At 70.6% G+C, this 13,213-nt stretch carries 10 protein-coding genes; 4 read left to right on the plus strand and 6 right to left on the minus strand.

The window, feature by feature from the left end:
* Positions 1-14 precede the first annotated feature (14 nt).
* Positions 15-953 carry an alpha/beta hydrolase family protein gene (locus ACN27G_RS36690; RefSeq protein WP_421497178.1) on the minus strand — a complete coding sequence of 313 codons (939 nt, stop codon included), beginning with the start codon at positions 951-953 and terminating at the stop codon, positions 15-17.
* Positions 954-1,362: 409 nt separating this feature from the next.
* Between ACN27G_RS36690 and ACN27G_RS36695 the strand changes: the two genes are divergently transcribed.
* Complete coding sequence (locus ACN27G_RS36695; RefSeq protein WP_421497179.1) at positions 1,363-1,533, plus strand: hypothetical protein; 171 nt, start codon at positions 1,363-1,365, stop codon at positions 1,531-1,533.
* Positions 1,534-1,597: 64 nt separating this feature from the next.
* Here ACN27G_RS36695 and ACN27G_RS36700 read toward each other — a convergent pair whose 3' ends face one another.
* Entirely contained in the window at positions 1,598-2,245 is a 648-nt protein-coding gene (locus ACN27G_RS36700) for a GNAT family N-acetyltransferase (RefSeq protein ID WP_421497180.1), read from the minus strand.
* A 463-nt stretch (positions 2,246-2,708) separates the two neighbouring features.
* On the opposite strand from ACN27G_RS36700, the gene ACN27G_RS36705 reads away from it, so the two are divergent.
* A complete protein-coding gene (locus ACN27G_RS36705; protein WP_421497181.1) occupies positions 2,709-3,962 on the plus strand; it encodes a helix-turn-helix domain-containing protein in 1,254 nt (417 codons plus the stop codon).
* Between the two features lie 569 nt (positions 3,963-4,531).
* Here the strand turns inward: ACN27G_RS36705 and ACN27G_RS36710 are convergent.
* The 4 genes from ACN27G_RS36710 to ACN27G_RS36725 all read right to left on the minus strand — a co-directional run bounded on the left by ACN27G_RS36710 (position 4,532) and on the right by ACN27G_RS36725 (position 10,717).
* Positions 4,532-4,711: a DUF6104 family protein gene (locus ACN27G_RS36710; RefSeq protein ID WP_421490723.1), complete on the minus strand. Its 180-nt coding sequence runs from the start codon at positions 4,709-4,711 to the stop codon at positions 4,532-4,534.
* Between the two features lie 74 nt (positions 4,712-4,785).
* The gene (locus tag ACN27G_RS36715) at positions 4,786-8,652 is read right to left on the minus strand and encodes a multifunctional oxoglutarate decarboxylase/oxoglutarate dehydrogenase thiamine pyrophosphate-binding subunit/dihydrolipoyllysine-residue succinyltransferase subunit (RefSeq protein WP_421497182.1); all 3,867 of its coding nucleotides are present in this window, start codon (positions 8,650-8,652) and stop codon (positions 4,786-4,788) included.
* 299 nt (positions 8,653-8,951) lie between these two features.
* Positions 8,952-9,782, minus strand: coding sequence for an ABC transporter permease (locus ACN27G_RS36720; protein WP_421490724.1), 831 nt, complete (start codon positions 9,780-9,782; stop codon positions 8,952-8,954).
* The gene (locus tag ACN27G_RS36725) at positions 9,779-10,717 is read right to left on the minus strand and encodes an ABC transporter ATP-binding protein (RefSeq protein WP_421490725.1); all 939 of its coding nucleotides are present in this window, start codon (positions 10,715-10,717) and stop codon (positions 9,779-9,781) included. The genes ACN27G_RS36720 and ACN27G_RS36725 overlap by 4 nt, the downstream gene beginning before the upstream one ends.
* A 311-nt stretch (positions 10,718-11,028) precedes the next feature.
* On the opposite strand from ACN27G_RS36725, the gene ACN27G_RS36730 reads away from it, so the two are divergent.
* Complete coding sequence (locus ACN27G_RS36730; protein ID WP_421490726.1) at positions 11,029-11,844, plus strand: GNAT family N-acetyltransferase; 816 nt, start codon at positions 11,029-11,031, stop codon at positions 11,842-11,844.
* Positions 11,845-11,984: 140 nt separating this feature from the next.
* Positions 11,985-12,977: a lysophospholipid acyltransferase family protein gene (locus tag ACN27G_RS36735; protein ID WP_421497183.1), complete on the plus strand. Its 993-nt coding sequence runs from the start codon at positions 11,985-11,987 to the stop codon at positions 12,975-12,977.
* Positions 12,978-13,213 lie beyond the last annotated feature (236 nt).

The following is a 13,213-nucleotide window of genomic DNA, read 5'->3' on the forward strand; positions in this document are numbered from 1 at the left end:
CTGGGGGCCCTTCCTTACAGCTCGTCGGTGAAGGTGGTGATGCCGGGGACCGCGGCGTCGGAGCGGAGGTCCCGGCGGGCCCGCGCGTCGCCGTAGAGCGTCCAGCGCAGGAAGTTCGTGGTCGCGGCGAGCGTCTGTGCAAAGCCGCGCCGGCCCGGGGTGAGGTATTCGCCGTGTCCCTGACCGGTCACCGTCATGAGGGCCTTCGGCCAGGGCACCCGCCGGTACGCCTGCCGGCACCTGGTCACCGGCACGACCCGGTCGGCGTCACCGTGCACGAAGAGCAGCGGCGCCGGCGGACCGCCGAAGCTGGCACCGGGCATCCCGCCGCCCCCGATCACGACGCCGCCACGCAGCCAGGCGGAGTGGCCCGGCGTGAAGAGGCCGGCCGTGGTGTAGCCGCCGGCGGAATGGCCGACGGCGGCGATCCGGGTCACCGCGAGATGCCCGGCGAACGGGTCGCCGGCAACCCGGTCCAGCCGGCTCAGGTGTTGGACGACCTGCCAGGCGTCGGCCGGCTGGCGGCGGATGTCGCTCCGGTCGAACCGGCGCGCCGCCCGCCTGGTGTGCGGATAGGCGGGCGCGGCGACCACGAAGCCGGCGGACGCCAGTCTCGTGATGATCGGGGCGTGCAACTGGGGCAGACTGTGCAGGCCGTGGCTGAACAGGACGATCGGGAAGCGGCCGGTCGCCACCGGGACGCCGCGGCGCGAAGCTCCGCCGGCCGGGACGGCGGGCGGTTCGCCCCTGGCCGGATACCAGACGGTGACCGGAAGCGGGCGGGTGGCGCCGCGATCGAGATCGAGCGTACGCACGCCGACCGCGTACGTCCGATCCGGGGCTGAACCGGGCGATGCCGCGGGAGCCGGAGCGGCGACCACCCACCCGCCGATGGTGAGCGCGATCGGCAGCAGCAGAGCGATCAGCCCCGCGACCTTGGGGTTCACGCGCACAACATCGACCGTAGACGGTGGACCGCCGGGCGAGGCCAGCTTTCCGGTCTTGCTACGGCGGCCACCCGGATGGTTTGCCGCCGCCGTCCCCGCCCGTCCGCCCGCCTCGCCCTCGCTTTCCTCCCCTCCCCGCCCGTTCTCTCCTCCCCGCCCGTTCTCGCCACCCCTACCCGTTTTCGTTGCCCCCGCCCGTTCCCGCCGTTCCCGCGACTCTCGCGACCAGGTTGGCGTACCCGGGGGGTGGCGGCGGCCGGGTCACCGTCGTGGAGGGCCGTGGACATGCCTCCGACACCAGGAGCCGGAGCGACCGGGTTCGCCCCGGTGAGCACACCCTGGTCAGGGGCAGGGAGGGCCAGGTGGCGCGGGTAGGGCGGGCCCGACCGTGCGGTGGTTCGCTATCGTGCTCGGCATGTCTGATCAGCACCTTGACCCCAGCGGCAACACCGAGGCGTTCCGGGCCTTCGCCAACCCCCCGGAGACCGCGACCGCCGAATCGCCGTCCCGACTGCCGCTCGTCATCGGGATCGCGGTCGCCGTCGTGGTGGCGGTCGCGCTGGTCGGCTGGGTCGCACTCGGCTGATCCGTCCATGCCCGGCTGACCTGCCCGCATTCGGCCGGTCTGCCGTCGTCGGCGCTCGGTCAGGTTACGCCAGCCCGTTCCGTCCGGGCGCACGGTCCCGTGCTGCCTCCGTGCCGTCGGCGGTGTGCGGCGTCCGCCGCATCAGGCAGATCCGGTTACCGTCCGGCATGGGCACGGCGTGTACCGGGCGATATCCCAGGGTCCGGTAGAACTCCCGGGCGGCGCCCGTCGCCGCGCCCGCGTACGTCGTGATCCCGGCATTGTCGAGCTTGGCCAGGTGGTGCCGCACCAGCCACCGGCCGCGTCCGGCTCCCCGGCACCCGGACGCCACCGCGACGAACGCCAGTTCTTCGTGCCCGTCACCGGGCCGGTTCCCGTCGAGCAGCTTGTCCAGCAGCATGAACCGGGAAACGTTGCCGCCCGCGACGTCGGCCAGCCGCGACCAGTAGTCGAGCGGCGGCGGCATGGGACGGTGGCGGTCGAACCAGACGGTCGCGGCGGTGCCGTCGGCGAGGATGTTCACCGTGCCGTAGAACGTGGCGTGTTCGATGTGGATGCGGGCCACCTCGCCGAGGATCATCCGCCGCTGAAGTCGGTTGGGGACGAGCCAGGCGGCCTGGTCGAACCGGCACCACGCCTCCGCGACCAGCCGGGCGACCCGGTGGACGTCCTCGTCCGACTCGACCGGCACGATCTTCGGTAGCTGACGCATCGGACTCCCTCAGCTCAGGACACGCGGGCGGACGAGTGTGGCGGCGCCGGTCGAGGCCGAAACATCCCTTCGGCACGGGACTGACACAGAAGGACAGAGGTACTGGTGGGGCGTACGCCTGGTGGTGGCGTACGCCCCACCGTTCACCTGCCGGCACGGAGCCCTCGTCGCGTGACGACAGGGAGCCGATCCGGTGGCACTGCGGCGACCGGTGATGCGTTGACGGAGTTCCCGCCGACGCGACCTCAACGACAATGCGAATCGTGCAGATCACAGGTCCTGACAACCACTCATGGATGCATATGGGTCGCCCGGCTATACCTGTAGGTATGTCGATCACAGTGGGTGGGGTCATAGTGGAAGCACAGGACCCCTTCACGCCTCGGAGCCAGGAACTGCTACGTACCAGACCGGTGACGCATGCCATGCCCGCGATGTTGCTGCACTTCAAGGGCCTACTTCAGTGATCACGGCGCCGGCGGAGATGTTCGACCGGGCCGAGATCAGACGTGCGCTCCGCACCGGTGACTGGTCGACGGTGCTTCGGGTCCTCATCCGGGAGACGGGAGCGTCGCAGACCGACATCGCGGTAGCGGTTGGCATCTCGCAGCCGCACGTCTCGCGGCTGGTGAATGGCCAGAGCAGGAAGCCGGGGATCCGTACAGTGCGAGCACTATGCGACGGCTTGGGCATCCCGAGGTCGCTCGCGGGCTTGCTCGATGACCAGGAGGACGACACGAACCGCCGCCAGTTTCTAGCCGGGACCGCAGGTGCTTCGGGGATCGCACTCGTCGGCACCGTAGCAGGTGCCGTTCCCGTCGAAACCCAGGACGAGGAACGGTTGTTGACGATCCCGTCTGCGACCTATCGCCGACTCGAACAGCGCCTTCCCTCGCGGAGCCTGATCGCGCCGGTCAGCGCGCATCTTGCTCTCATCCGTCAACTTGCCACCCGTAACGGGCACTCGCCAGCACATGTCCGCCGACTGTTCGCCGTCCTCAGTGAAACGGCTGGACTCGCGGCGTGGCTATACGTCGATGTGGAGGATCGGGCGAGCGCCCGGCGCCACTACCAACTCGCCGTGCGGGCGGCCGAGCGCTCGGGCCATCCGCTCTTGCCGGCCTATATGCAGGCGAGCATGAGTCAGTTCGCCGCCAACTGTGGGGATGCGGCGGAGAGCGTACGGCTGGTGGCGAGCGCCCGGCATCGGCTTCCCAGGTCGGCGCCGATCATTGCCGGCATCTGGATGGACGCGATCGAAGCGTTCGCGTTGGCGCAGGTCAAGGATAGAAGCGCGTTGAACAGGTTGGACAATGCCGAGGCCCGCCTCTCTCGCGCAGCGGCCGACGAACCTGTGTGGCCGTGGATCTTCCGCTTCGATGAACGAAAGCTGGCCGGATTTCGAGCGCAGGTCGCCGGCAGCCTGGGGCGGGTGGGGGTCGCAGAGAACGCACTGCGGATCGCGATCGACCCATATCAGGCGCCGAAGCCCCGTGCGGTGATGGATCTGCTCCGTGCCGACGTGCTCGTTCAATCGGGCAACGTGGATGAGGCATGCCGGGTCGCTACTGAGGCGTTCGACGTGGGAAAGACCTACGGCTCGGAGCGCGTCACCCGCGCCGTAGCCACATTCCGGAACAAGCTTGGCAAACGGCCTGGTCAGGCAGTTGCCGCCCTTGACGAACGCTTGTACTCCACATACAGGGAGGAACCTTGACGCGAGTGGCCGTAAGCGGTCATAGAGGGCTGTCATCCGACGTTGCGGAGCTGGTGGCCGGTGGGATTGACAGGTTGCTGGCGCAGCTTGCCCCTGCCGGTTCACCACTTATCGGAATGTCCTGCCTGGCGGACGGTGCGGACCAGATCTTCGCTACTGCTGTTCTCGGCCGAGGCGGAAGCCTTGAGGTAGTGGTCCCCGCCGAAGAATACCGTGACAGTCTTCCCGAGGCTGCGCGGTCCGGGTACGACGAACTGTTCGGTCGCGCGGGTGTCGTACACAGTTGTGTGCATCGCGCATCAACGGCCGAAGCGCACATGGACGCGAGTCGACTGATGGTCGATCGTGCCGACCATCTCGTGGCGGTGTGGGACGGCGAACCGGCGCGTGCATACGGCGGAACAGCAGACGTTGTGCAATATGCGCGAGAAAGAGGCGTTCCCGTTTTCGTGGTCTGGCCTACCGGGGCGTACCGCGACTGACGTGGCCCGGCCGGTGCGCGGGCGCCGGGTCCTCGGTGCGGAGCGTGTGGAGCGAGAACAGGCCCGCCGTTGCCGCTCAGCCGGCCGTCAGAGGTCGTCCTCGTCGTCCAGCCGGGAGAGCCAGGTGGCGAAGCGCTCCACCGGCGTCTCGAACTCCGGATTCAGGTCGACGAAGTCGCGCAGCCGCGCACCCAGCCACTCCAGGGTGACCGTCTCGGTGCCCCGGCGTTCGACAAGCTCCTCGATGCCTCGGTCGGTGAAGTACACAGCTTCCTCTCCAATGAAAGGAAGGGCCCCTTCATATCGCTTTCTGTATATGAAGGGGCCCTTCCTAACGCCTCTCAGGGGCGGGGCAGGGACGCCTCGATCAGCGCCGTCTGCTCGCCGTCGTGCGTCTTCGCCGAGCCGACCGCCGGGGCCGCCGCCGCCGGCCGGGAGATCCGGCGCAGCCGTACGCCTTCCAGGTGCTCCAGCAGGTTGAGCGCGACGAACGACCAGGCGCCCTGGTTTGCCGGCTCCTCCTGGACCCAGGCGACGTCCTCGGCGTTCGGGTACTGCGCGAGGGCGGCCCGGACCTCCTCCACCGGCAGCGGGTAGAGCTGCTCCATCCGGAGGATCGCGGTGTCGGTGATGCCGCGATCCCCGCGCGCCTGGAGCAGGTCGTAGTAGACCTTGCCGGAGCAGAGCAGCACCCGCTTGACCGACTCGGGCGCCGCCCCGGCGTTGTCGACCAGCACCGGCTGGAAGGTGCCGGTGGTGAAGTCTTCCACGCTGGAGACGCAGAGCTTGTGCCGGAGCAGCGACTTCGGGGTGAAGACCACCAGCGGCTTGCGCTTCGGCGAGAGCGCCTGCCGGCGCAGCAGGTGGAAGTAGTTCGCCGGGGTGCTCGGGATGGCGATCCGCATGTTGTCCTCGGCGCAGAGCTGGAGGAACCGCTCCGGCCGGCCGGAGGTGTGGTCCGGCCCCTGGCCCTCGTGCCCGTGCGGCAGCAGCAGGGTCAGCGCCGACTGCTGGGCCCACTTCACCTCGCCGGAGGAGATGAACTCGTCGACCACCGTCTGCGCGCCGTTGGCGAAGTCGCCGAACTGCGCCTCCCAGAGCACCAGCGCCTCGGGGTTCTCCACCGAGTAGCCGTACTCGAAGCCCATCGCCGCGTACTCGCTGAGCAGCGAGTCGTGCACGAAGAACCGGGCCCGGTCGCCGCCCAGGGTGCTCAGCGGGGCGTGCTCGGCGCCGGTCCGGGAGTCGACGATGACGGCGTGCCGCTGCACGAAGGTGCCGCGCCGGGAGTCCTGGCCGGCGAGCCGGACGGTCACGCCGTCCTGGAGCAGCGCCCCGAAGGCGATGATCTCGCCGAAGCCCCAGTCGATGTTGCCGGACTCGGCCATCCTGGCCCGCCGGTCCAGCAACTGCTGGATCCGCCTGTGCGGGCTGAAGCCGTCGGGCAGGTCGGTGTGCGCCGTACCGACCGCGCGGAGCGCGTCGACGGAGGTGGCGGTCTCCACCTCCGGCTCCGGCTCGGGCTGCCGTCGGGGCCGGCTCGCGGGGCGGGCCGACGAGGCGGCGTCGCGGGTGGCCTTGAAGACCCGCTCCAACTGGGACTGGAAGTCGCGCAGCAGCTCCTCGGCGTCCTCCAGGGTGATGTCGCCGCGCCCGATCAGCTCCTCGGTGTAGAGCTTCCGGACCGACCGCTTGGAGTCGATGATCTTGTACATCAAAGGGTTGGACATGGCCGGGTCGTCGCCCTCGTTGTGCCCGCGCCGCCGGTAGCAGACCATGTCGATCACGACGTCCTTGTTGAACGCCTGGCGGTATTCGAAGGCGAGCCGGGCCACCCGGACCACGGCCTCCGGGTCGTCGCCGTTGACGTGGAAGATCGGTGCCTGGATCATCCGGGCCACGTCGGTGCTGTAGAGGCTCGACCGCGAGTATTCCGGTGCGGTGGTGAAGCCGACCTGGTTGTTCACCACCACGTGCACGGTGCCGCCGGTGCGGTAGCCGCGCAACTGCGACAGGTTGAGCGTCTCGGCGACCACGCCCTGGCCGGCGAAGGCGGCGTCGCCGTGCACCGCCACCGGCAGCACGGTGTAGCCCTCCAGCTTGAGGTCGATCCGGTCCTGCTTGGCCCGGACGATCCCCTCCAGCACCGGGTCGACCGCCTCCAGGTGGGACGGGTTGGCGGTCACCGACACCTTGATCGAGTGCTCGCCGTCCGGCGTGGTGAACTTGCCGGCCTGGCCGAGGTGGTACTTGACGTCGCCGGAGCCCTGCGTCGAGCGCGGGTCGAGGTGTCCCTCGAACTCGGAGAAGATCTTCTCGTACGGCTTGCCGACGATGTTGGCCAGCACGTTGAGCCGGCCCCGGTGGGCCATCCCGATCACGACCTCGTCCAGGTCGTTCTCGGCGGCCGACTCCAGCACCTCGCCGAGGAGCGGGATCAACGACTCGCCGCCCTCCAGCGAGAAGCGCTTCTGGCCGACGTACTTGGTCTGTAGGAAGGTCTCGAACGCCTCGGCCGCGTTGAGCCGGTTGAGCACGTGCTTCTGCTCGTCCGGCGCCGGCTTGGTGTATTTCCGCTCGATCCGCTCCTGGATCCAGCGCCGCTCCTCCGGGTCCTGGATGTGCATGTACTCGATGCCGACCCGGCGGCAGTAGGAGTCCCGGAGCACTCCGAGGACCTCGCGCAGCTTCATCTTCTGCTTGCCGGCGAAGCCGCCGACCGGGAAGGTCCGGTCCAGGTCCCAGAGCGTGAGCCCGTGCTGGAGTACGTCGAGGTCCGGGTGCTTCCGGATCTTGAACTCCAGCGGGTCGGTGTCCGCCATCAGGTGCCCACGGACCCGGTAGGCGTGGACGATCTCGATCACCCGGGCGGTCTTGTTGATCTGCCCCTCGGAGCTGACCGCCACGTCCCGCATCCAGCGCACCGGCTCGTAGGGGATCCGCAGCGAGGTGAAGATCTGGTCGTAGAAGCCGTGCCCGCCGAGGACCAGCTCATGGATGGTCTTGAGGAACTCACCCGACTGCGCGCCCTGGATGATCCGGTGGTCATACGTGCTGGTCAGCGTGATGATCTTGCTGACGGCCAGCTCGGCGAGGGTCTCCTCGGACATCCCCTGGTACGGCGCCGGATACTCCATCGCGCCGACCCCGATGATCGTGCCCTGCCCGACCATCAGCCTCGGCTGCGAGTGCACCGTGCCGATCCCGCCCGGGTTGGTCAGCGAGATCGTCGTGCCGCCGTAGTCCTCCATGGTCAACTCGTTGCGCCGGGCCCGCCGGACGATGTCCTCGTACGCCTGCCAGAACTGCCGGAAGTCCATCTGCTCGCCGGCCTTGATGGACGGCACCACCAGGGTGCGGGAGCCGTCCGGCTTGGCCAGGTCGATCGCGATGCCGAGGTTGACGTGCTCCGGCCTGACCAGCGCCGGCCTGCCGTCGACCTCGGCGAAGGAGTTGTTCATCTCCGGGTGCTCGGCGAGCGCCTTGATCAGGGCCCAGCCGATCAGGTGGGTGAAGCTGACCTTGCCGCCGCGCCCCCGGGCCAGGTGGTTGTTGATGACGATGCGGTTGTCCACCAGCAGCTTGGCCGGGATCGCGCGCACGCTGGTCGCGGTCGGCACCGCCAGCGAGGCGTCCATGTTCTGCACGATCCGGGCGGCGACGCCGCGCAGCGGGGTGGTCTGCGGGCCGGCGGCAGCCGCGCCGTCCGGTGCGGCGGCGGCCTTCGACGTACCCGTGCCCTTCGGTGCGCCCGTACCCTTCGTCGTCGCGCCGGCCTTCGGCGTCTCGGCGGTCTTCGTCGTCTCGGCGGCCTTCGACGCGTCGGCGCTCTTCGGCGTCGCGGCGGTGGTCTTCGCGGCGGTCGTGGTCTTCGGGCTCGCGCTCGGCTTGGCCCCGGCGGAAGCCCTGCCGTCCGGCTTCGGCCGGGTCGTGGCGGTGGCCTCCGGCGTCGGGGTGCCAGACCTGGCCGGCGTGGCGTCGGCCTTCGCCGGGCGGGCGGGCGCCGGCTGCTCGGCGGTCGCGGCGGAGCCACCGGCACCGGTCACCGTGCTGTCACCGGCACCGCCGCCGTCCGGGCCGGCCTGCCCGGCGTTCGGTCGGTAGTCGGCGAAGAAGTCGTGCCATGCTGGATCGACGCTGGCGGGGTCGGCGAGGTAACGCTGGTACATTTCCTCGACGATCCACTCGTTGGGGCCGAACCCCGCCAGTGGATTGTCCTGCGAAGTCTGCTGGGTCGACACGGCCGGTAATCGCCTCTTTCACGCGGGTCGTATGTCACGCGGTCTCCTGCCACCCGGGCCGGGGGGCTGCGTCGAAAGACGCGTCCAAGGCTACGCCGTGCGGTAACCGACAGCATTGTCGCATCGGACCCGTGTCGTGTTTCACAGGTTTTGCGAGTTGTCGGCTGATCGGTAACAAGGAACCCGGCCGGGCCGGTAACGAGGAACCCGACCGGGATCGATGACCCCGGCCGGGTTCCGGTGAACTGTCTAGCCCTGCCCGAGGGTCAGGAGACGTCGCGCTTCCGCATGATCAGCGTGCCGATGGTGCCGGTCACCACCGCGTAGGCGATCATGACGGCGGCACCCGCCCAGCGGGGCGGGCTGCCCGGCAGGTCGGTGCCGGTGGCCATCAACTGGGAGGCCAGCGACGGCACGATCAACTGAAGGTTGTTGATCCAGTCGCCGAACCGGTCGGCCAGGATCGACAGCACGATGATCGCCCCGATGTAGCCGGCGAGGTAGACCAGCAGCGCCGTGACGGTGGCGCCGATCTGGCTGCGGATCAACACCCCGAACCCGATGCCGAAGACGGCCCAGAGCAGGTAGGCGAGCCCGTTGAGCCCGATCGCCTGCCACACCGCGCCGACGCCGAGCTGGCTCGACACGTCCAGGCTGCCCAGGATGAGTGGGGTGAACACCAGGTTGAGACCGGTGGTGACGACCCAGAAGAGCAGCCCCAGGATGCCGGCGGCGACCAGCTTCGCCAGCACCACGGCGGTCCGGTGCGGCGTGGTCAGGAACGTCGTGGTGGCGGTCTGGTGCTGGAACTCGTTGGTGACCACGAGCACACCGAGCAGCATCACGATCAGCACGCCGAAGAACTGGCCGTTGGTGTAGAGATTCGCCGCCACGTTGACGTGCTCCCCGGCCGCCTGGAACTGCGGGTTCTGCGCGTCCGCCTCGGGCACGCCGACGCCGGCCGGATCGAGCAGGGCCTGGGACTGGAAATAGTTGATCAGCAGGGTCAGCCCCCAGAGGGGCAGCGTGATCAGGGCAAAGACCCACCAGGTGTTCGTGGTGCGGATCTTCAGCAGCTCGGAGCGGACCAGGTTCATCGGATCCCCGCCTTTCCGGCCGTCAGCTCCAGGAAGACGCCCTCCAGGTCCGGGCGCTCGGTGGTCAGCTCGTGCAGCTCGACCTTTGCCGCCAGCGCGGCCCGGCCCACCGTCGGGGCGTCCGCCCCCTCGACCAGCAGCAGGCCGTCGTCACTCCGGGTCACCGTGGCGCCGTTGCCGGTCAGCGCGGCGGCCAGCTCGTCGCCCTGCGGGGTCCGGACCCGGACCCGGCCCGTCTGGGCCATCGAGCCGACCACCTCGTCGATGCGGCCCTGCCGGACCAGCTTGCCGGCAGCGATGATCACCACGTCGTCGGCGAGCAACTGCATCTCGGAGAGCAGGTGGCTGGAGACCAGCACCGTACGCCCCTCGGCGGCGAGCGCCTTGAGGAAGCCGCGCATCCAGCGGATGCCCTCCGGGTCGAGCCCGTTCGCCGGCTCGTCCAGGATCAGCACCCGGGGATCACCGAGCATGGCGGCGGCGATGCCGAGCCGCTGCCTCATCCCCAGCGAGTAGCCCTTGAACTTCCGCTTGGCGGCCGGGGTGAGCCCGACCAGGGCGAGCGCCTCGTCGGCCCGCTGCTTCGGCAGCCCGGCGGCGGCACAGGTCACCCGCAGGTGGTTGACCCCGGTGCGGCCCTTGTGCGCACTCGACGCCTCCAGCACCGCCCCGACGTGCCGGATCGGTTGCGACAGGTCCGCGTACCGGGCGCCGCCGATGGTCGCGCTGCCCGCCGTCGGCGTGACAAGGTTGAGCAGCATCCGCAGCGTGGTCGTCTTGCCGGCACCGTTCGGGCCCAGGAAGCCGGTGACCCGGCCCGGCTCGACGCTGAACGACAGGTTGTCGACCGCGCGGACATTGCGATAGACCTTCGTAAGACCGGAGACCACTATCTGGCCGCTTCCGGCTGTTGGGCTCAGTCGCCCGTCGGACATGTCTCTCCCTCCGTGAGGCGTCGCCGTGCCGGCCACGCCGTCACCCAGCGTCGACAATCTGAGCCGCGCGGTCAATCGGGATCATTGCGTACCCGGTCCTCATCCCTGGGCAGGAGCCCGTCCTCCTCGAGCACGAGCCGCGCGGTGTGCGGAGGAGGGGCGAAATTTACCAGCTCGGACGCCCCCTGCGGGGGAGGTCGCGATTCTTGCCCGCCGGCCGGGCGCCGCGACCACATCCCGTTCACCGTTTCGACACGCCACCGGCCGTCAGCCGACACGTCCAGGGCAGGCCGGGGGCCTACACAGAGACCATGGCCGTTCTGCTCACCGCCCCGGCACAAACCGGGACCAGCGGATACACCCTGCTGATCGCCGAGGGCGCATCGCAGGTAGCCGCCGCACAACGACTCCGGCACGCCGTGTTCGTCGACGAGTTCGGCGCAAACCTCCGCTCGCCGACCCCCGGACTCGATGTCGACGATCTCGACAGGTACTGCGAGCACCTCATCGTCCGGGAGGACCGGTCCGGGGCGGTGGTCGGCACGTACCGGATGCTCCTGCCGGACCGGGCGGCCCGCGCCGGCCGGCGGTACGCCGAGGGCGAGTTCGACCTCTCCCCGCTCGCGCCGCTCCGCGACGAGGTGGTCGAGATCGGCCGATCCTGCGTCGACCCGGCGCACCGGTCCGGCGCCGTGATCAACCTGATGTGGGCCGGTATCGCGCGTTACCTGCAACTGCGCGGCCTCCGCTGGCTCGCCGGCTGCGCCTCGGTGCCGCTGCACGACGGTGGCGCGACCGCGCTCGGGGTCTGGGCGGAGGTGCGGCGGCGTCACCTCTCGCCGCCGCCGATGCGGGTCCGGCCGCACCGACCCTGGCTCGCCGAGCCGGCCGCCGCGGCCGCGCTGGCCTCCGCCGAGGCGGCCGCCGCCACCGGCGCGGCTCCGGCCGCCACCGGCGGCCGGGTGGCGATGCCGCCGCTGCTCCGCGGCTATCTGCGGCTGGGCGCCTGGGTCTGCGGAGAGCCGGCGTACGACCCCGAGTTCGACGTGGCCGACCTCTACGTCCTGCTCTCGATGGACCGGATGCCCGACCGGTACCGCCGGCACTTCCTCGGCCCGGACCGATGAGCACCCGGATCGCGCCGGCCCCGACCCGACCGGACCCGAGCGCCGCCCCGACACCCGACCGACCGCAGCCCGGCCCCGGTCCTGCCTCTGCCGTTCCGGTCTCTGCCGTTCCGGTCTCTGCCGTTCCGGCCACTTCCGCTCTGGCCTCCTCCGGGACCGCGCGCCAGCGCAGGTCGCTGTGGCGGCCGCAGTCCACCTGCGGGCCGGCCTGCCTGCCGGCGCCGGGGGAGACGCCGAGGGTCTCCGGAGCGCGCCAACTGGTCCGGCTGGTGGCGCTCGTCGGTGCCCTGCTCTTCGGCGCGCTGTTGCTGCCGGTGCTTCCGGTCCTGTCCCGGGCCGGCCGGCAGGTCGCCGGGCGGAGGTGGGCCCGCATGGTGTTGCGGGCCGGCGGCATCCGCCTCGACGTGCGGGGTCGGCCGCCGCAGCGACGGGCGCTGCTGGTGGCCAACCACGTCTCCTGGCTGGACGTCCTCGCCATCCTCGCCGTCACCCCGGCCCGGTTGCTGGCCAAGCACGAGGTGCGCCGCTGGCCGCTGATCGGGCCGCTGGCGGCGCTCGGCGGGACGGTCTTCATCGACCGGACCCGGCCGCGGACGCTGCCGGAGACGGTGGCACAGGTGGCGGAGGTGCTCCGGGTCGACGGCGTGGTCGCGGTCTTCCCGGAGGGTACGACCTGGTGCGGCCTGCCCCGGCGGGCGATCGGTTGCGGCGGGGCGGTCCCGTTCCGCCCGGCGCTCTTCCAGGCCGCGATCGACGCGGCGGCACCGGTGGTGCCGGTACGCCTCACCTACCGCCTCGCGCCGGTCGGGTCGGCCGGGGCGCTCGCCACCGGCTCCGGGGCGGCCGGGGCGGGGGCCGGGGACACCACGGCACCGGCCTTCCTGGCCGAGGAGAGCCTCTACACCTCGGTACGCCGGACGCTGGCGCTGCGCGGCCTGGTGGTGACCCTCACGGTCGTCGACGAGCCGTGGGCCGACGGCACCGTGGACCGGCGCCGACTCGCCGCGGCGGCACAATCGGCGGTACGCGGCACCGCCGTACCCGCCGGTGCTGCCGGGGGACCCGCAGTGCCCGCCGGTGCCGCCGTCGCCGAGCCTCCGGGGGATACGGTGCCGCTGGAACTGGCGGCCTGAGCCCCGAGGTCGCTGCCCGCCGAAGGTCGACGTCGCTCCCCACCGAAGGCCGACGTCGCTCCCCGCCGAGCTGGCGACCTGGCGCCGCTGCTCGCTCTGCGGACGCGTGGGCGTTCTTTTCGGCAACGCGATGTATCGCGTTATCGTGGTGGGACGCACGTCCGCCGTCCGTGCCCGCGCCCTGCCGGCCGGATCGGCCAGCAACCGGAGCGAGGCGATATGACGACCGTGTTCGG

Origin of the sequence: Plantactinospora sp. WMMB334 (genome assembly GCF_049179095.1) — a bacterium.
Taxonomy (GTDB): Bacteria; Actinomycetota; Actinomycetes; order Mycobacteriales; family Micromonosporaceae; genus Plantactinospora.